This window comes from Mesorhizobium sp. WSM4830, from assembly GCF_055811495.1.
On the sequence record NZ_JBVVQI010000013.1, the window covers coordinates 50,859 to 69,962 of the forward strand.

16 protein-coding genes are annotated in these 19,104 nt (G+C 64.3%); 10 read left to right on the forward strand and 6 right to left on the reverse strand.

Going from position 1 to position 19,104, the window contains the following annotated elements:
• Window positions 1–120: 120 nt before the first annotated feature.
• The 5 genes from AC0L2Y_RS17875 to AC0L2Y_RS17895 all read right to left on the reverse strand — a co-directional run bounded on the left by AC0L2Y_RS17875 (window position 121) and on the right by AC0L2Y_RS17895 (window position 6,401).
• Window positions 121–585 carry a Ros/MucR family transcriptional regulator gene (locus AC0L2Y_RS17875; RefSeq protein WP_473558238.1) on the reverse strand — a complete coding sequence of 155 codons (465 nt, stop codon included), beginning with the start codon at window positions 583–585 and terminating at the stop codon, window positions 121–123.
• Between the two features lie 164 nt (window positions 586–749).
• Complete coding sequence (locus AC0L2Y_RS17880) at window positions 750–1,454, reverse strand: ROK family protein (protein ID WP_473558240.1); 705 nt, start codon at window positions 1,452–1,454, stop codon at window positions 750–752.
• Between the two features lie 19 nt (window positions 1,455–1,473).
• Window positions 1,474–2,850, reverse strand: coding sequence for a glucose-6-phosphate dehydrogenase (gene zwf / locus AC0L2Y_RS17885; RefSeq protein WP_473558243.1), 1,377 nt, complete (start codon window positions 2,848–2,850; stop codon window positions 1,474–1,476).
• A 22-nt stretch (window positions 2,851–2,872) separates the two neighbouring features.
• Window positions 2,873–3,889 carry a phosphogluconate dehydrogenase (NAD(+)-dependent, decarboxylating) gene (gene gnd / locus AC0L2Y_RS17890; protein ID WP_473558245.1) on the reverse strand — a complete coding sequence of 339 codons (1,017 nt, stop codon included), beginning with the start codon at window positions 3,887–3,889 and terminating at the stop codon, window positions 2,873–2,875.
• Window positions 3,890–3,989: 100 nt separating this feature from the next.
• Window positions 3,990–6,401: a glucan 1,4-alpha-glucosidase gene (locus tag AC0L2Y_RS17895; RefSeq protein ID WP_473558246.1), complete on the reverse strand. Its 2,412-nt coding sequence runs from the start codon at window positions 6,399–6,401 to the stop codon at window positions 3,990–3,992.
• Window positions 6,402–6,637: 236 nt separating this feature from the next.
• On the opposite strand from AC0L2Y_RS17895, the gene AC0L2Y_RS17900 reads away from it, so the two are divergent.
• The 5 genes from AC0L2Y_RS17900 to AC0L2Y_RS17920 all read left to right on the forward strand — a co-directional run bounded on the left by AC0L2Y_RS17900 (window position 6,638) and on the right by AC0L2Y_RS17920 (window position 13,336).
• Window positions 6,638–7,651, forward strand: a complete 1,014-nt coding sequence (locus tag AC0L2Y_RS17900; protein WP_352468173.1) for an ABC transporter substrate-binding protein — start codon at window positions 6,638–6,640, stop codon at window positions 7,649–7,651.
• A gap of 74 nt (window positions 7,652–7,725) precedes the next feature.
• Window positions 7,726–9,219 carry a sugar ABC transporter ATP-binding protein gene (locus tag AC0L2Y_RS17905; RefSeq protein ID WP_473558249.1) on the forward strand — a complete coding sequence of 498 codons (1,494 nt, stop codon included), beginning with the start codon at window positions 7,726–7,728 and terminating at the stop codon, window positions 9,217–9,219.
• Window position 9,220: 1 nt separating this feature from the next.
• Window positions 9,221–10,195 (forward strand): ABC transporter permease, encoded by a 975-nt coding sequence (locus tag AC0L2Y_RS17910; protein WP_023678190.1) that lies wholly within the window; start codon window positions 9,221–9,223, stop codon window positions 10,193–10,195.
• Window positions 10,196–10,197: 2 nt separating this feature from the next.
• Window positions 10,198–11,145 carry an ABC transporter permease gene (locus AC0L2Y_RS17915; protein ID WP_352492256.1) on the forward strand — a complete coding sequence of 316 codons (948 nt, stop codon included), beginning with the start codon at window positions 10,198–10,200 and terminating at the stop codon, window positions 11,143–11,145.
• A gap of 121 nt (window positions 11,146–11,266) precedes the next feature.
• Window positions 11,267–13,336, forward strand: a complete 2,070-nt coding sequence (locus tag AC0L2Y_RS17920) for a 3-hydroxyacyl-CoA dehydrogenase NAD-binding domain-containing protein (RefSeq protein ID WP_473558252.1) — start codon at window positions 11,267–11,269, stop codon at window positions 13,334–13,336.
• An 8-nt stretch (window positions 13,337–13,344) separates the two neighbouring features.
• Here the strand turns inward: AC0L2Y_RS17920 and AC0L2Y_RS17925 are convergent, their stop codons facing one another.
• Entirely contained in the window at window positions 13,345–14,157 is an 813-nt protein-coding gene (locus tag AC0L2Y_RS17925) for a helix-turn-helix domain-containing protein (protein WP_473558256.1), read from the reverse strand.
• Between the two features lie 114 nt (window positions 14,158–14,271).
• Here AC0L2Y_RS17925 and AC0L2Y_RS17930 point away from each other — a divergent pair, with 114 nt between their 5' ends.
• The 5 genes from AC0L2Y_RS17930 (at window position 14,272) to AC0L2Y_RS17950 (ending at window position 19,071) form a co-directional block, all read left to right on the forward strand.
• Entirely contained in the window at window positions 14,272–15,402 is a 1,131-nt protein-coding gene (locus tag AC0L2Y_RS17930; protein WP_473558258.1) for an ABC transporter ATP-binding protein, read from the forward strand.
• The gene (locus AC0L2Y_RS17935) at window positions 15,383–16,546 is read left to right on the forward strand and encodes an ABC transporter substrate-binding protein (RefSeq protein WP_473558261.1); all 1,164 of its coding nucleotides are present in this window, start codon (window positions 15,383–15,385) and stop codon (window positions 16,544–16,546) included. Before AC0L2Y_RS17930 ends, AC0L2Y_RS17935 begins: the two co-directional genes overlap by 20 nt.
• 77 nt (window positions 16,547–16,623) lie before the next feature.
• Entirely contained in the window at window positions 16,624–17,487 is an 864-nt protein-coding gene (locus AC0L2Y_RS17940; RefSeq protein WP_473558263.1) for an ABC transporter permease, read from the forward strand.
• On the forward strand, window positions 17,487–18,299 hold the full coding sequence (locus AC0L2Y_RS17945) for an ABC transporter permease (protein ID WP_473558266.1): 813 nt from the start codon (window positions 17,487–17,489) through the stop codon (window positions 18,297–18,299). Before AC0L2Y_RS17940 ends, AC0L2Y_RS17945 begins: the two co-directional genes overlap by 1 nt.
• A gap of 10 nt (window positions 18,300–18,309) precedes the next feature.
• A complete protein-coding gene (locus tag AC0L2Y_RS17950) occupies window positions 18,310–19,071 on the forward strand; it encodes an SDR family NAD(P)-dependent oxidoreductase (RefSeq protein ID WP_473558267.1) in 762 nt (253 codons plus the stop codon).
• Window positions 19,072–19,104 lie beyond the last annotated feature (33 nt).

Sequence of the window (19,104 nt, forward strand, 5' to 3'; positions counted from 1 at the left end):
CCCCGTTCTTACGGGGAGAAGTGCCCGGCAGGGCGATGAGGGGCAGCGCCACGATGGCAATTGGTGCTGCTACCGGATGCAGAGACCGCCGTTCGCAGGCCGATCAAATACCAACGAAGCCTAAGCCGTCGCCTTGGCCTTCCTGCCCCGGCCCTTGACGGGCGCGGGCGGGGCGGCCTTGCGGCCGAGGCCGATCGCCTTGGCGAGCTGCGAACGCGAGGCCGCGTAGTTGGGGGCGACCATCGGGTAGTCCGACGGCAGGCCCCATTTGGCGCGATAGGCGTCTGGCGTCAGCCCGAAATGGACGCCGATATGGCGCTTCAAGGATTTGAACTTCTTGCCGTCCTCGAGACAGATGATGTAGTCCGGCGTCACCGATTTCTTGGGATTGACGGCAGGCGTCAGCGGCGCGGCGACCGGCACTGCCGGTTGCCCGAGCCCTGTTATGGAAGCGCTGACGCTGGCGATGAGATCCCCGAGGCCGGAAGCCGGCAAGCGGTTCTTCTCGACATATGCGGACACGATATGGGCGGTCAGCTCGAGCAGGTCGATGTCCTTGCGAGCGTTGTTGCTGTCGTCGATCAATCTATTTCTCCGTCCGTGGGGGTCGCAGAAATTCCTAGTCGGCAAATCTGCGCAATGCAATGACGCCGCACCACGTCACACATTATTTTGAATAATAATACTAACGGCAGCGCGGGATTAACAACCCTGAGCCGGTGCTCGATAATATCAGACAATCAGCAATATCAGATAATCAGGGATTTGTCGCGCCATAGTCGAAATCCGCCTTCGAAGGCGCGTGTGTTGTCGCCGCGTCTGCAATCGGCGGGCAAGTCGGTGAGTTCATCGACATTGCCGCCGCCGATGACCACGTAATCCGGCTGCATCGCGGTGCGAAGCCGGTCGACGACGTCGAAGACGTATTTGCGCCATTTCTTCTTGCCCCGCTTTTGCAGGCCGCGTTCGCCGACATAGTCTTCGAAACTGCCGCGCTTCTTGTAGGGAAGATGGGCAAGCTCCATCGGCTGGGCGACGTTGTCAACAATCATCGCGGCCCCCAGGCCGGTGCCGAGGCCGAGGAACAGCATGCGGCCGCCCTCATAACTGCCGACGGCTTGCATCAGCGCATCGTTGACGACTTTCACCGGCTTGCCGAACTCGGCGGCGAAATCGCAGCCGACCCAGCCCTTGCCGAGATTGGCGGGTTCGGTCAGCGGCCGGTTGTGGTGCACCGGGCCCGGATAGCCCATCGAGACGACATCGTAGTGCAGCCCTTCGGCGAGCGTCTTCACCGCCGCGACCATCTGCTGCGGCGTCAGCTCCGGTCCGGAAGCGGCCTTGCGCTCGTCGCCACCGGCGCTGGTGCGGATCTTGACGTGCGAGCCGCCGATATCGATCGCAAGCACGATCTTTTCGGCGTCGGGTGCCGGTTGCTTTACTGCTTTCGCCATGGCCGTCGCCTCCCAGAAATCATGTCGCTGGATTGATCCAGCCGTTCGGCGGCCCGAATCCAGCCATCGCTTCGGCCGGCCCCCACGTCTTTGGCGCGTAGATAGGCGGCGGCGTGGTGTCGCCGAGCACCGGACCGACGATGCGCCAGGCGAGCTCGCTGGCGTCCTGGCGGGTGAACAGCTGGCCGTTGCCGTTCATGGCGTCGCCGATCAACCGCTCGTAAGGCGGCATGTCGCCCTTCGAATCATCGAGCGCAGTGAGCTCGACCTGCTCGCCGACCATGTCGTCGCCGGGTGCCTTGCGGCGAGCTCCGATCGAGATCGCCACCTGCGGATCGATGCGGAAGCGCACGTGATTGCAGTCGCCGGGCTTGATTGGATCGAAGACGTCGAGCGGCGGCCGCTTCAGCCGCACGATGACCTCGGTGGCGTGCACCGGCAGGGATTTGCCGGCGCGGATGAAGAACGGCACATCCTGCCAGCGCCAGGTATCGACGAAAAAGCGCACCGCCGCGAAGGTCTCGACCGGCGAGTTCGGCGCCACGCCGGGCTCGTTGAGATAGCCGTCGAACTGGCCGCGCACGACATCGTCCCTGGTCAGCGTCCGGATCGCCCGCAGCACCTGCACCTTCTCGTCGATCAGATCGTCGGCCGAGCGGCCGACCGGCGGCTCCATGGCGAGCAGCAACAGGATATTGAGCAGGTGGTTTTCGATAACGTCGCGGATGCAGCCGACCTCGTCATAGAAACGGCCGCGGCCCTCGACACCGAAATCTTCGGCCATGGTGATCTGTACGCTCTCGACGTAATTGCGGTTCCAGATCGGCTCGAGGAAGGAATTGGCGAAGCGGAAATAGAGCAGGTTCTGGATCGCCTCCTTGCCGAGATAATGGTCGATGCGGAAGATCGACTTCTCGTCGAAGACCAGATGCAGCACTCGGTTCAGCCAGCGCGCCGATTGCAGATCGTGGCCGAACGGCTTTTCCACCATCAGTCGCGCGCCCTGGGCGGCGCCCGACTGCTCCAGCCCCTGGACGACCACCTCGAACATCGCCGGCGGCACCGCCAGATAATGCAGCGGTCGCTCAGCGCTGCCGAGCGCGGTCTTCAGCTTCTCGAAGGTCGCGGGCGCCCGGTAGTCGCCGCTGACATAGCGCAGCAGCGAAGCAAGCCTGGCGAAGATCTTGTCGTCGATGCTGCCCAAGGCGTTGACGATGCCGTCGCGGGCGCGCGCCTGCAGCTTGGCGAGGTCCCAGGGGTCGAAGGCGACGCCGATCACCGGCTCGTTCAGCGTTCCCTTGGCCACCATGGCGTAAAGGGCGGGGAAGATCTTCTTGTGGGCGAGATCGCCGGTGGCGCCGAAAAGCACCAGCGTGTCCGATCGTTCCTGGCTCATGGGCGTGCCTCCCTGTCGCCCGTCACGCGCCGGCCTTCGGTTTTTCGACGTGGCCGCCAAAGGCGTAGCGCATTGCGGACAGAAGCTTGTCGGCGAATTCGGATTCGCCTTGCGAGGAGAACCTGTCGAACAGCGCCGAGGACAGCACCGGCGCCGGCACGCCGGTGTCGATCGCCGCCTTCAGCGTCCAGCGGCCTTCGCCGGAATCCGAAACCCGCCCGCCGAACTGCGTCAACGACGAATCGGCCTTCAGCACGCCGGCCGTCAAATCGAGCAGCCACGAGCCGATGACGCTGCCGTGCCGCCAGACCTCGGCCACCTCAGCGATGTCGATGTCGAACTGGTAATATTGCGGGTTTTCGAGCGGGCTGGTTTCGGCGTCGGCGGTGCGCTGCCGTTTGCCGGCATTCGCCGACTTCAGGATGTTCATGCCCTCGGCATAGGCGGCCATGACGCCGTATTCGATGCCATTGTGGACCATCTTGACGAAATGGCCGGCGCCGCTTGGTCCGCAGTGGAGATAGCCGAAGGGCGCGGTTCCGGCACCCTTGGCGGGGGCGGGCGAAGCTGAATCGGCACCCGGCGCTAGCGTCGCGAAGACCGGGTCGAGATGCTGGACCGCGCTGTCGGGGCCGCCGATCATCAGGCAGTAGCCGCGCTCGAGGCCCCAGACGCCGCCGCTGGTGCCGACATCGACATAGCTCAAGCCGTTCAAGGCGAGGCGCGCGGCGTGGTCGACGGCCTCGTGATAATAGGAATTGCCGCCGTCGATGATGATGTCGCCCGGCTCCATCAGGGCAGCCACCTGGTCGACGATCCTGCCGGTGATCGCCGCCGGCAGCATCAGCCAGGCGCTGCGCGGCTTCGCCAGCTTGCCGACGAACTCCTCCATCGAGGCGGCTCCGACCGCGCCGGCGCTCACAAGCGCCGCGACGCTCGCCGGGTTGATGTCGTAGACGACGCATTCGTGGCCATCGCGCAGCAGGCGCCGAACCATATTGGCACCCATCCGGCCCAGTCCCATCATTCCTATCTGCATGGTCTCGTCCTGCCTTACTTGAGGGATCGATGATCTAGTGGCGCTGTTATTGAAGCATGATCTTTTCCGAAAACCGGTCTCCACTTTGCGGGATCATGCTCTATCCGGTATCGCCGATGCCGACAGAAAAGTCGGCGTTCTCCCAACGGCCGGTATCGGACCAGAAGAATGTGAAGACAATGCTATTGTCCGGGCTATTGCCCGGAGCGGCGTCGGCAACCGGCAATTGCGCAAGATGGATGCCGAAAGCGTTCGCGGCGGTCTCGGTGTCATGGACGGTTGCCCAATTGTCGCTGCTCCAATGAACCACCGCCCGGGCCAGGAGTTCGATGCGCAGCGCCTTGCCTGCCGGGATGTTACGGATCTTGTGATTGAAGCGCCATGCCCTGAAGCGCGACACCGTCCTGCCCTCGATATAGCGCTTGACGCCTTGCGGCGGCATGTCGAACACGGCGCCGTCGCGCAGCGAACGCAGCAGCTTGATGTGCTCGGAATGGGCCCAGACCAGCGGCTTGGCGCTGCCGGAGGGCCCGCCATACCGCAATTCGCGGTCCGGCATGTCGGGACCGTCCCAGACCTGCTCCGGCAGCAGGCCGCCCGGCCCGGCAGAGATCTCGAACGTCCTGAGCAAGCTTGCCGCGCTATCCCTACGGCCTGCCGCCAGCTCGTAATGGGCGCGCTCGCCGACCAGAAGCGGCCAGGGCCGACCCTGGCCGGTTCCATCGAAGGGCGCGCCGTCGGCATGCTCGCCATAGCCATCGCCATTGTAGCGGTACCAGAGCGGGCCCTGCGGCAGTTCGCAGCGCAATTGCGCGTCGATGACCTTGACCGTGTCGAGGATGCGCGGATCGTCGGCTGCCCTCAAACCGAAGCGGACCAGCGCCAGCGCATCCGGGCTGACGATCGCTTCGGCCGGCCGGTCCGTATCGCCGGGTGGGCGGTTCTTGATCGGTACAAAGCCGTCCCTCGGCGATGCCGCGCCGGCGGTGTCGGGCGGGGCGATGCGGACATAATAGCCTTCGACGCTGGCTTGCTCGCATGCGGCGGTGCCGGCGACGTAGGTCCAGCGCTCGATCTGGTCGTTCCAGACATCGGCGGTCTCGCGCAGATAGTTTGCCGGCTCTGTTTTGCCGGCGGCATCGAAGATGTCCGCAGCCGCAAGCAACGCGGCGATCTCGACCGCAAGCGTGAACGGGCTGTAGCCGGCGTCTTCCTCCCAGCGGTCCTCGCCGGTGACCGGGCCGTTGCGCACGACATAGGCAGCAGCGCGCTCGATCATCGGCATGAAGGAGGAGAGTGCGGCAGGCGGCAAATGGGTGGCGCGGCGCAGCGCGTCGGCCAGCAGCAGCGGGAAGGCGCATTCGTCCATCTGGATGCCCGGCCAATAGACCGACCCGTCGAGCCAGGCGTTCTGCGGCCAATGGCCGTCCGGCTGCTGGATCGAGCGCAGATAGCCAAGGATGCGCAAGGCTTCTGCCGGATCGCCGGCGGCGAGGAAGCCGCCGGCGGTTTCGACCAGATCGCGCGGCCAGACCAGGTGATAGCCCCCGAGATCGTCGTCGCCCTTGTTGAAGCCCCACGGGATCGACAGGCTGGCCACGGCGGCTCCGGTAGACGAGTGGTGCGTCGCCAGCACCCCCGTGCTGAGGCGGTAGCTGTTGAGGCCGGACGCCGCATGCCGGTCCAGCGGCAGCAATCCGGCCTGCCATTTGCGCCATTTGTCGATGTAGGATCTGGCTGCGGGCTCAAAGCCTAGCCTCAGGCTGGCGAAAGCAGTCTCCGCCGCCTGTTGCGGCGTCGTGCCGAAGCCCAGTGCCAGCAATACTTTTGGGTTCGCAGCCGAAAAGCCAATCTCGCCGGTCAGCGCGACATTGCCGTCCTCGGCCCTGCGGCAGGCCGGATCGAGCCGGCCGTCTTGACGAAGCTGCCGCCAGCCGTCGGAGACGCCGACATAGCCGGCCGCGCACGCCTTCCACGCCAGCGACGAGGCGAGCGCCAGGCAGGTGCCGCGTCCCGATGCAAACAGGACAGCCTGTCCTTCATGGTCGTCGATCCAGGCGGTGTTGCCCATGCCGGCGTTGACTAGGTGCGGTGCCAGCAGCGCGTGGACGCGGTAGTCGGCGGCCGCGCCTTTGAGCGGCGTGAATATCATCTCCTGCAGCAGGACGGGACGTTCCGGATCCGTCAGGATGCGCTTCTCGATCCTGTAGGTTCCATCGGCTGCGGTGTTGACCAGCCGGTAGGCAGGCACCCCGTCCTCGAGGGTTTCGATGCGATGCTCGGCGTCGCGCTTTTCTTCCGAGAAGTAGCCGTCGGGTCCGGTGACGATCAGCCCCAGATCGCGGGTGCAGGCGCTATCGAGGCGGGGATAGTAGATCTCGTTGAGAATACCGTGACTGATAGTGAACCAGATCGGGCAGGCCGGCGACAGCGCGGTGCCGACGCCGCTCTTGGCGCTCGACGTCCAGCGCGCCGGAATGCCGGGTGCACCCGGGGCAAGGTTCGCTGCCATTCAATCGGTCTCCAGCGCCATCCCTAGACCAGGAGTCGAACCGGTTTCAATGATTGCACCGCAAGTTGATTGCCGGCCATGGATTGCTGTTGACAGCTTGTCGCCTATCTGCATTTGTCTGATAATAGATAAAAAACAAGATTGTGAGCGTATCAGCCAATATCCACCAGCCAGCCAATATCCACCAGCCAGCCATTAACCACCAGTAAGACAGCAACTCACGGGAGGAGTATGACATGAAGAAAATATTCGTTTTGGGCGCCCTTGCGGCAATGCTCGCCGCGGGCACCGCGCTTGCCGACACCAGCGGCAAGAAGATCGCCTTCTCCAACAATTACGCCGGCAATTCGTGGCGGCAGGCGATGCTGGACAGCTACGCCATCGTCACCAAGAAGGCGGTTGCCGACAAGGTGGTCGGCGCCGCGGACGTCTTCACGACGGCCGACAAGGAAGTGCCGACGCAAGCAGCCCAGGTGCAGAACCTGATCCTGCAGGGCTATGACGCGATCGTCATCAACGCGGCGTCTCCGGATGCCCTCAACGGCGCCATCAAGCAGGCCTGCGACGCCGGCATCGTCGTCGTTTCCTTCGACGGCATCGTCACCGAACCCTGCGCCTACCGCGTCGTCGTCGACTTCAAGGACATGGGCAAGCAGGAAGTCGAGCAGATGGCCAAATTCCAGCCCAAGGGTGGCAACCTCCTGGAAATCCGCGGGCTCGCCGGCACCTCGATCGACGATGCCATCCATGCCGGCATCCTCGAAGGCGTCGCGGCCCATCCCGAGTTCAAGATCGTCGGCTCGGTGACCGGCGACTGGGACCAGACCACGGCACAGAAGGCAGTAGCGACGATCCTGCCGTCGCTGCCGGATGTGGTCGGTGTCGTCGACCAGGGCGGTGACGGCTATGGCGCGGCACAGGCCTTCGCCGCTGCCGGCAAGCCGCGCCCGACCATCATCATGGGCAATCGCCAGGACGAGTTGCAGTGGTGGAAGGAGCAGAAGGAAAAGGACGGTTACCAGACCTGGTCGGCATCGATCGCACCGGGCGTATCGACGCTTGCCTTCTGGGTGGCGCAGCAGGTGCTCGACGGCCGCACCGACGTGCCGCACGACCTGCTGGTTCCGTATCTTGCCTTCACCCAGGACGATTTCGAGGCCGCGCTGCCGAAGATTCCGAAGGGCGGCGTCGCCAGCCACGAATACACGCAGGAAGACGCCGTCGCGGCGATCAAGGCCAACATCAAGTGAGCATGGCACTATTGTTGCCGCCACGGATAACCGGGTATCGTTGAGGGATGCCCGAGGCCAGTACAGACATCATCATGCCTGACGGCGCCGAAAAACATTTCGGCGCCGTCAGAATGGACATCATAAGACTGGACGGCGCCGAAAAACATTTCGGTGCCGTCAGAGCGCTCGCCGGTGTCGATTTCAGCGTTCGTGCCGGAGAATGCGTCGGTCTCGTCGGCCATAACGGCGCCGGAAAGTCGACGCTCATGCATATGGTGGCGGGCACGCTTACCCCCGACAGCGGCCAGATCGCCGTCCGCGGCGGTGTCGAGGCAAGTTATTCGGTGCCGCGCGCGCAGCAGCTCGGCATACGCTGCGTGTTCCAGGAACTGTCGCTCTGCCCAAATCTCAGCGTCGCCGAGAACACGCGGATCAACCACGCCTCGCTTAATGGCTTCGGCTGGCGGCGCAAGGCGGCCGACCTGATAGCCGCCAAGCTCGACGAGATCTTCCCCGGCCACAGCATCTCGGCATCCGACATCGTCGGCGACCTTTCCATCACCAGCCGGCAGATGGTGGAGGTGGCGCGCGCCTTCACGGTCACGCAGGAGCCGCTCGAGCTGGTCATCCTCGACGAGCCGACATCCTCGCTCGATGCGCATACCGCCGGCCAGCTGCTGGCGTTCGTGCGCCGCTTCATCGCCGCCGGCAAGAGCTGCATCCTGATCTCGCATGTGCTGGGCGAAGTGCTCGGAAATGCCGACCGCATCGTCGTGATGCGCGACGGCAAGGTGGTCGCCGTCGGGCAGGCCGATCAATTCGACCGCGACAGGCTGGTGACCGCGATGGGCGGAGCGGAGGCGCGCGAGAAGGCCGCAGCAGGGATTGCGAGCGGCAAGCCGGAACCCGGTCCGCTGCGGGTCCGGGCGCGCCCGGCGCGACAGCAGGACGGCAACGAGCTCGTTGCCCGGGCCGGTGAGATCATCGGCCTTGCCGGACTTGCCGGGCATGGGCAGACCGATCTTTTGCTGGCGATCTTTGCCGCGGCTTCCCGTGCCAAAACCGGCATCGAGGTTACCGCGCCGGTGGCGCTGGTTGCCGGCGACCGCCAGTCGGACGGCATTTTTCCGCAATGGTCGATTGCCGAGAACATCGGCATCCGTTCGTTGGCGCGATTGCGCAACGGGCTTTTGATCTCGCCGCCGCGCGAAGCCGAGCTCGCCCAGCTGTGGCAGCGGAAAATCGGCATCCGTACGCCCGACATGAACAACAACATCTTCTCGCTGTCCGGCGGCAACCAGCAGAAGGCGCTGTTCGCGCGGGCGCTCGGCTCGGACGCCAAGATCGTGCTGATGGACGATCCGATGCGCGGCGTCGACATTGGCACCAAGCTCGAAGTCTACGACCTGGTGCGCGAGGAGGCTCGCCATGGCCGCACTTTCCTCTGGTACACCACCGAAACCGAAGAGCTCGACAATTGCGACCATATTTATGTGTTCAAGAACGGCCGGATCGTCGCCAACCTTCGTCGCGACGAACTGACGGAGGAAAAGATCATCCAGTCCTCGTTCGGCGACGCGGCCTGAGATGACAGCGGTGTCTGTCGAGAATGGGCTAAAATCTTCGGCTCGCGCCACGAGGCGGGCGCGGATGCTGCGCAGCCTGTTGCCGGCACTGTCGCTGGCGCTGGTGCTCATCGCCATCGCCTGGCTCAACCCGCGCGCCATCAGCTATTTCGGTTTCAGCCTGATGCTCAATCTGGCGATCCCGATCGCGCTGGCGACGATCGCGCAGATGTTCGTCATCGCCGGCAACGAGCTCGATCTGTCGATCGGCACCTTTGTCGGCTTCGTCGGCTGCGTCACGGCGACATGGCTGAAGGACGCGCCGTTGCTCGGCGTCGTCATCCTGCTCGGGTCGATCGGCGTCTACGCGCTGCTCGGCGCGCTGATCCATCTGCGCAACCTGCCCTCTATCGTGGTGACGCTCGGCATGAGTTTTGTCTGGCAGGGCATGGCCATCCTCATCCTGCCGAAGCCCGGCGGCAAGGCGCCGGACTGGCTGCTGGCGCTGATGGCCTTCAAGCCACCCTTCATTCCGTTCCCGATCATCGCGGCATTGCTGATCGCAGCCGTCGTCCACTTTGGCCTGATGCGCACTTCCTATGGCGTCATCCTGCGCGGATCGGGCGGCAATTCAGCTGCACTGAAGCGCGCCGGCTGGTCGCTGCTGCGCACCAAGATCGCGCTGTTTGCGCTGACCGGCCTGTTCGGCGTTTTGTCCGGCATGGCGCTGATCGGCATCACCACCTCGGCCGATGCCAATATCGGCAATGGCTACACCTTGCTTTCGATCGCCGGCGTCATCCTCGGCGGCGGCGAGTTCGTCGGCGGCCGGGTGTCGCCGATCGGCGCCGTCATCGGCGCGCTGACGCTGGCGCTGGCGGCATCGCCGCTCTTGACGTTCATGCACATTCCGCCCGACTGGCAAGTCGCCGCCAATGGCGCCATCCTGATCATCGTGCTGGCGGCGCGGGTGCTGATCAGCCGCAGGGAGAGGTGAGCATGGCCTCGCTGCGGACACTGCTCGCCAGACCCTGGATCTGGTCGTTCTTCGGGGCGCTGCTGGTATGGCTGGCGACCATCGCCTTCACCGGCGGCTATGGCGGCGGCGGCATGATCACGGCGGCGCTGTCGCTCGCCGTCTTCACCGTTATCGTCGGCGTCGGGCAGATGTTCGTCATCACGCTCGGGCCGGGCAATGTCGACCTGTCGCTGCCGGCCAATATCGGCCTTGCCAGCGCCGTCGCCATGAAGGTCATGGACGGCAACGATACGATGATCGCGGTCGGACTGGCGGCAGCGCTTGCCTGCGGCATGGCGATCGGTGCCGTCAACTACCTGCTGATATGGGCGCTGCGCATTCCGCCGATCATCGCGACGCTGTCGGCCAGCTTCGTCATCCAGTCGGTCGATATCAGCTATGGGCGCGGCTTGCAGATCAAGCCGCCGCCTGGCTTTGCCGATTTCACCAACTGGCAGGTGTTCGGCATCCCGGTGCTGGCGATCCTCACCGTGCTGTTCACCATCGGCGCCGGCATCGTTTTGCAGCGCATGATCTACGGACGCTCGGTGCTGGCGATCGGCCAGAACATCCGCGCCGCCTGGCTGGCAGGCGTCAATGTCGGCCGCACCCGCTTCCTCACCTACACGCTGTCGGGCGCGCTCGGCGGCCTCGACGGCGCCTTGCTCGCCGGTTATTTCCGCGGCGCCAATGTCGATATCGGCAATGAGTATCTGCTGGCGTCGATCGCGGTCGTCGTCATCGGCGGCACGTCGGTGGCGGGCGGCAAGGCCAATGTGCCGGGGGTCTGGGGCGCGGCGCTGTTCCTGGTGCTGCTGTTGACCATGCTCAACACGTTCGGCGTCAGCGTCGGCGTCCGCCTGGTGCTGACAGGGCTGATCATCGTCGGCGTCATCACCGCCGCCGGCGGGCAGAAGGCGCTGCGCTAAGGCAAGGCCACCCGGCGGCGAGGAGATATCGATCCGGCCCGCAAAACACGTGGTTCCCATCCGCATGCCAGCGCTGTAAATCCCGTCGCGCTAATGGCCAACATCATTGCGTGAGGTTTGCGTGTCCGATTTCGTCAGCACCACAAGGCAGGGCAACGTCGCGGTGGTGAGCATCGACAATCCGCCGGTCAATGCACTGAGCTTCCATGTGCGCGAGCCGTTGATGCGGGCGCTTGTCTCGCTGCGCGACGAGCCGTCGGTGGGAGCAATCGTCATAGCCTGCGCCGGGCGGACCTTCGTCGCCGGCGCCGACATCACCGAATTCGGCAGGCCGGCACAGCAGCCGGAATTGCGCGCCATTGTCGCCGTGCTGGAAACCATCACCAAGCCGACGGTCGCCGCCATTCACGGCACTGCGCTCGGCGGCGGCCTGGAACTGGCGCTCGGCTGTCATTTCCGTGTTGCCGACCGAGCGGCAAGGCTCGGCCTGCCGGAGGTCAAGCTCGGCCTGCTGCCGGGCGGTGGCGGCACGGTCCGCCTGCCGCGTCTCGTCGGTCCGCTCAAGGCACTCAGCATGATCGTTTCGGGAACGCCGATCGGTGCGGCCGAGGCGCTCGCCGACGGCCTGGTGGATGCCGTCTTCGATGGCGACCTGATCGCGCAAGCGGTGGGTTTTGCCCGCGATATGGCGGCCAGGGGCGGGCCGTTTGTGCCGGTGCGCGACCGCGCCGAACGCGTCGCCGATGCCGAGTTACCGGCCTTCGACAGGCAAGCGGCAGCGCTCGCCGGCAAGGCTCGGGGCCTCGAAGCGCCGGTCGCCTGTGCGCAGTCGGTCCGCAACGCCCTGACGCTGCCCTTCGACGAAGCCCTTGCCGCCGAGCGCGACCTGTTCCTCAAGCTGGTGGCCGGCGACCAGTCGCGCGCGCAGCGGCATTTGTTCTTCGCTGAACGCGAGGCGGCGAAGGTCTCGGGCAAGGACGTCGTCAAGCGCAGGATCGGCCGGGTCGGCGTCGTCGGCGCCGGCACGATGGGCGGCGGCATCGCCATGGCGTTCGCCAATGGCGGTCTTCCCGTGACCTTGCTGGAAACAACGCAGGAGGCGTTGCAGCGCGGGCTGGCGACGATCGACAAGAATTATGCCGTGTCCGTCACCCGCGGCTCGCTGAGCGAAGACGCCAAGCGCGAGCGGCTGGATTTGTTCAGGGGCAGCACCGACTATGCCGACCTCGCCGATTGCGATCTGATCGTCGAGGCCGTGTTCGAGGAAATGGCGGTCAAGAAGGAGGTATTCGGCAGGCTGGATGCCGTGGCCAAACCGGGCGCGATCCTCGCCACCAACACCTCTTATCTCGACGTCAACGAAATCGCCGCTTCGACGTCGCGGCCGCAAGATCTCCTCGGCATGCATTTCTTTTCGCCGGCTAACGTCATGAAGCTTTTGGAAATCGTCCGCGCCGACAAGACTTCGCCCGACGTGCTGGCGACGATCGTCGATCTGGCACGGCGGATCGGCAAGGTGCCGGTCGTCGTCGGCGTCTGCCACGGCTTCGTCGGCAACCGCATGCTGGCGGCGCGCGGTGCGGAACTGGAGACGCTTCTGCTGGAAGGCGCAATGCCGCGCCAGGTCGACCAGGTGTTCACCGATTTCGGCTGGCCGATGGGGCCGTTCGAGATGAGCGATCTCGCCGGCCTCGACATAGGCTGGCGCAACCGCAAGGCGCGTGGCCAGACGGCCGTGATCGCCGATGCGTTGTGCGAACAGGGGCATTTCGGCCAGAAGACCGGCAGCGGCTTCTATCGCTATGAGAACGGCTCGCGCACGCCGCTGCCCGATCCCGAGGTCGAGGCGCTGATCCGCAACAAGGCTGCCGAACGCGGCATTGCACCGCGCGCAATCGGCGCCGAGCAGATCATCGAGCGGACGCTCTACCCGATGATCAATGAGGGAGCCAAAATCCTCGAGGAAAAGATTGCCGCCCGGGCCTCCGATGTCGACGTCGTCTGGGTCAACGGCTATGGCTTCCCGGTCGGCAAGGGCGGACCGATGTTCTGGGCAAGCCTCGAAGGCGTGGACAAGATCATCCGGCGGCTGGATCACTGGCACCAGCAGACCGGCAAGGACGTCTTTCGGGTGGCGCGCCGGCTCAGGCAGATGGCTGAAACCGGTTCCTGGGACGGCGCTGCCGGCTGAACTTGGGACTATCGAATCCGTGCGTCCATGATCTCGACAAAACGTGCGAACAGACCCGCCTGCGACTTTATCTTGAGCTTGCGGTAAATGTTGCGGCGATGGACTTTTACGGTTCCCGGCACGATGCGCATCGCCCTGGCAATCGATTCCGTGGAATGACCCTGAAGCACCAGATCGACGACATGCTGTTCGCGCGGCGTGAGCGAAAGGCTCTTCCAGATGTGAGCACGTTCGAACTCGCTGACCGGAGCAATCGCCTCGTCTTGCTTCGTCCCAACCGGTCCGTCAGCCGGAAGGGTAGGCCAGCGCAGCCTGACGAGGCTGATCACCGCAGGCGCCATGTCGCGCAGCAACCTGGCATCGGCGGTTCCGAACGGCCCCGAAGCGCGCAATCGCATCAGCGAGACCACCAGCGCGTCCTTTCCCGGCAGTGGCACGAAGAAGCCGACCTCCTCCGCAAGTCTGGTCTGGCTGTAATAGGAGCGGTAATATTCGCTGGCATAGAAGCGGTCCGGCGCCAGTTCGCGCATGCGCCAAAAGCCTTCCTTGCGCTCGACCGCAGCATGGTGGAACGGGTCGAGAAGATAAGGCCCTTCCTGATAGAGCGCGACGAAGACATGGCTTTCGGCCGGCGAGAATGTCTCGAACAGCAGCGGCGGGCGTGAGGCGCCGCGATAGCCGAAGATCACGCAATGATCGAAGCTGACATGGTGCCGGAGCCAGGCGACCATCGCTTTGCCGAAAAGCTCGCCGCTCGTCTCCCGCGTCGCTGCGATGAGCGCAGCGAGCCGGCTGTATTCATCGCTGCGCGAAACGCCCAATTCATACCCCTCCAAACGGGAAAATAGACGAAATATACCACCTGGGAGGTATATACTAGCTGCCATTGGCTCTGATAGCGTTTCGAGGTTAGCTACCCGCAGGAGCCCGCAGCTTTGACCGCAGTGCCCGACATCGAGTTTCGCGGGGTCACCAAACGCTACGGCAGCGTGACCGCGGTCAGCGGCATCGATCTTGCCATCCCGCCGTCTGCCTTTGTCGCCTTGCTCGGGCCGTCCGGCTGCGGCAAGACAACCTGCTTGCGCATGATCGGCGGCTTCGAACAGCCAAGCGAAGGTGCGGTATTCATCCGTGGCCACGACATGGCCGGCACGCCGCCCTATCGGCGGCCGGTCAACATGGTGTTCCAGCAATATGCGTTGTTTCCGCATCTGGATGTGGAGGACAACGTCGCCTATGGCCTGCGCCAGGCGCGGCCGCGCCTATCGTCGCGGGAGATCAGCCTGAAGGCAGGCGAGGCGCTCGCCATGGTTCGCCTTGCCGGCTATGGACGCCGCAAGATCCATGAGCTTTCCGGCGGCCAGCAGCAGCGTGTTGCCCTGGCGCGGGCGCTGGTCAACAAGCCGGCGGTGCTGCTGCTCGACGAGCCCCTGGCGGCGCTCGACAAGAAGCTGCGCACCGACATGCAGATAGAGCTGCAGAACCTGCAGCGCGAAATCGGCATCACCTTCGTCCTGGTCACCCACGACCAGGAAGAGGCATTGTCGATGAGCGATTTCGTCTGCGTCATGAATGGCGGGCGCATCGTCCAGCTTGGGCAGCCAAGCGAAATCTACGACGAACCCGCCGACCTCTTCGTCGCCGACTTCGTCGGCAAGACCAATCTCTTGAGCGGCAAGGTCGTCGGGCTCTCGGGCAAGCTCGTCGAGGTGGCGCTTGCCGACGGCACCGTCATCACCGCGCGCAAGCGCACTTCGCTAGCCCAGGGCGAAGCCGTCTCGGTCAGCCTGCGTCCTGAATCCTTAAGTCTCGGCGCGCCCGGAAGCGGCCGGCTGAACGGCCTTGTCCGCAACCGGATCTTTCTCGGTTCGACCGCGGAATATGCAATCGAGGTGCAGGGCATCGGGACACTGCTCGCCAAGGCCGATCATTTGGTCGGCGGTGGAAATCTCTTCAAGCCGGGTGAACCCGTCGCCGTCGGCTTTAAAGCCGGAACGCCGCTGGCGTTTCCGGAGAATAACGGGACCAACCAGAGGGAAAACCAAAATGTCGAAATCGTATCGTGACGGACTGCCGATAAGCCCTGAAAAATTCGTCGACCAGTTGATGCGCCTCAAGCGCGGTTCCATCGGCCGCCGCGAGTTCCTTGGCCTCACCGGCCTTGGTCTCGCTACCGCGGCAATGGCCCGCGAACTCGGCATCATGCCGTCGCCAGCCTTCGCCCAGGAGGCGCTTGGCGATCGCATGTCGATTGCCACCTGGCCCAATTATCACGACCCGGCGACGTTCGAGAATTTCAAGGCCGAGACCGGCGTTGCCGTCGAGGTCAACGTGTTCGGGTCAAACGAGGAGATGCTGGCCAAGCTGCAGGCCGGCGCCTCGGGCTGGAGCCTTTTCGTTCCGACCAACTACACGATCTCGACTTACAAGAAGCTTGGCATCGTCGAGGCGCCCGATATGGCCAAGCTTGCCAATTATGACGGCTCGCAAGAAGACCCGCGCTTCATTGGGGAAGGCACCATCGATGGCGTGACCTACGCTGTGCCGAAGAATTGGGGCACCACCGGCTTTGCCGTCAACACCAAGAAACTGACCAAGCCGATGACGAGCTGGAAGGAATTCTGGGACACGGCCATGGCGGAGGGCGACGGCCGGACCATGGTTCATGATTACCAGCTGACCACGATCGGCAACGCGCTGAAATATTTCGGCTTCTCGTTCAACTCGCTGAAGCCGGACGAACTCGCCAAGGCGGAGGAATTGCTGCTGAAGGTCAAGCCGCATCTGTTCGCGGTCTCCAGCGACTACCAGCCGTCGATGCGTGCCGGCGACGCCTGGATGACGATGTGCTGGACCAATGACGGGGCGCAGCTCCACCGCGACATCCCCGAAATCGCTTATGTGCTTGGCAAGGAAGGCGGCGAGATCTGGACCGACTTCTATGCAATCCCCAAGGATGCGCCGAACAAGCCTGCCGGCTATGCCTTGCTCAACTATTTGATGAACCCGAAAGTCGCGGTCAAGGAGCACCTGGCCAACGGTGCGCCTTCCACCGATGCGCGGGTCAATGCGCTGCTGCCCAAGGAGGTGCTGGACAATCCGATCCTTTATCCGGCGGCGGATCTGCTGAAGCCGCTCGAATTCGGCGCCGCCGCGACGTTGACCGACCCGGGCCGGGCCGAACTGATGGCGCGCTTCAAGTCGGCTTGAATCGGGCGGGCCACAGGCTCGATGCGGGCAACTCCCCCGGCGGACAGATGTCCGCCGGCACCGGGGCGGTTTTTTCAATGCGCAGCAATGTCCTCCGTCACAATCTCCTGACCGCCCTGCTCCTCGGTCCAGCAACCGCGTGGCTGGTGGTGTTTTTAGTTTTGCCGTTCGTCGCGATCGCCGTTTTCAGCGTCGGCGATCGGGCGCCGGAAGGCGGCTATCAGGCCGCGTTCACCTTGGCGCAGTATGCCAATCTTCCGGCGCGGGCGACAGCCTTCTGGAACACCATGGTGCTGGCGCCGGCGGGCGCACTGGCCTGTCTTCTCGTTGCCTATCCGGTCGCCTATTACCTCGCTTTGCGCGCGCCGGAACGGTGGCGGCTGATCCTGCTGGCGCTTGTCGTCATCCCGTTCTGGACCAGCCTGCTGATGCGGACCTATGCATGGATGTATGTGCTTGGCGGGCGCGGCATCCCGGCTCTGCTGGCCTATGTCGGGGTCGAGGACGTGCGGCTGATCAACACGCCGGGAGCGGTTCTGCTCGGCATCGTCTATGGCTATCTGCCGCTGATGATCCTGCCGATCTATGTCAGCCTCGGGCGGCTCGACCGCCGGCTGCTGGAGGCCTCCGCCGATCTCGGCGCGACGCCGATCTCGACATTCCTCGGCGTGACGCTGCGGCTCTCTTTGCCGGGTGTGATGACCGGCTTCTCGCTGGTCATGATCCTGCTGCTCGGCGAATATCTGATCCCGACGCTGCTCGGCGGCGGCAAGGTCTTCTTCATCGGCAACGCGCTGGTCGATCTGTTCCTGCAATCGCGCAACTGGCCGTTCGGATCGGCAATCGCCATTACGCTTGTGGCGGTTTCCGTGGTCGTGCTGCTTGCCGCGAACCGCATTTCGACCCGGCTTTCGGGTGCCCGCCGGGTGGACCTGATCTGATGCGTGCCTTCGTCGTTGCGGTCTTTGCTTTTCTCTACCTGCCGATCGCGCTGGTGGTGCTGTTTTCGTTCAACGCCGGCCACCACGCCAGCGAGTTCACCGGCTTCTCGGTGCAATGGTACGGCATGGCGCTGGCAAACCCGTTCCTGGTCGAAGCGCTGAAGAACAGCCTGTTCATCGCCACGACCAGCGCCTTGCTCGCGGCGCTCTGCGGCACCGCGGCGGCGCTCGGGCTGGCGCGCGTCGGCGCGCGGACGCGAGCCGTTTTCGATGCGCTTTTGGGGGCTGCGATCGTCGTTCCTGGCGTCGTCATCGGTATCTCGACGCTGGTGGCGCTGGTCCAGCTATTCGGGGTGGTCAACCCGTTTGTCGCTTCGCTGTGGCCAAACGACCAGCCACCGCGCCTGGCGCTCGGCTATGGCTCGATCATTGCCGCGCACGGGCTGTTTTCGATGGCACTGGTGGCGATGATTGTCGGCACGCGCCTCGGCAGCCTCGACCGCAACCTGGTCGAGGCCTCGAGCGACCTCTATGCCACCCCGCTGACGACGTTCCGTAGCATCGTGTTGCCGCAGATCATGCCGGCGGTGATCGCCGGCTTCCTGCTCGCCTTCACATTCTCCTTCGACGATTTCATCGTTGCCTTCTTCGTCGCCGGCGCGCAGACGACATTGCCGATCTACGTCTTCGCCTCGATTCGGCGCGGGGTCACGCCGGAGATCAACGCCATCGCGACGATCGTGCTCGTCGCCTCCGTTCTGCTCGTGGTGCTTGCCCAATGGCAACTGCGCCAACGAAAACCATCCCACTGAAAGACAAAAAATGATTCTGAAAGATCGCATCGCCGTGGTGACGGGTGCCGGGTCGGGGATCGGGCGTGCCGGCGCCATAATCATGGCCAGGGAAGGCGCGCTCGTGGTGATCGCCGACAGGGACCAGGCGGCGGGGGAAGCAACCGCTTCCGATATTCGTGCGGCCGGCGGTCGGGCCGAGGCCGTCGCCACCGATGTCGGCGAGGATGCGGCGGTCGAGCAGCTCATTGCGGGAACGCTGGGCCGGCATCGGCGGATCGACATCCTGCATAATCACGCCGGGATCCAGGTCGGCGGCACGCTGACCGAAGTCGACGCCGACGGCATGGATGCCTCCTGGCGGATCAATGTGCGGGCGCAGTTCCTCGCGGCCAGGCTGGTCATGCCGTCGATGATCGCGCAAGGCGGCGGGGTGATCCTGAATACCGCCTCGAATTCGGGTGTGTTCTACGACCGCGAAATGATCGCCTACGCAACGTCAAAACATGCAGTGGTGGCGATGACCCGGCAGATGTCGCTCGACTATGCCAAACACAATGTCCGCATCAACGCGCTGTGCCCCGGCTGGGTCGATACGCCCTTCAACGAGCCGTTCATCACGCAGATGGGCGGGCGGGCGGCGATCGAGAACTATGTCCGCACCAAGATTCCCATGCAGCGCTGGGCCAGCGCGGAGGAAATCGCCGAAGCGATCCTGTTCCTCGTCTCCGACCGCTCGTCCTTCATGACTGGCCAGGCGCTGGTGATCGACGGCGGTGAAAGCATCGGCTGATCCGCCGCTCCCCGCATGCAGGAGCGGAAGATA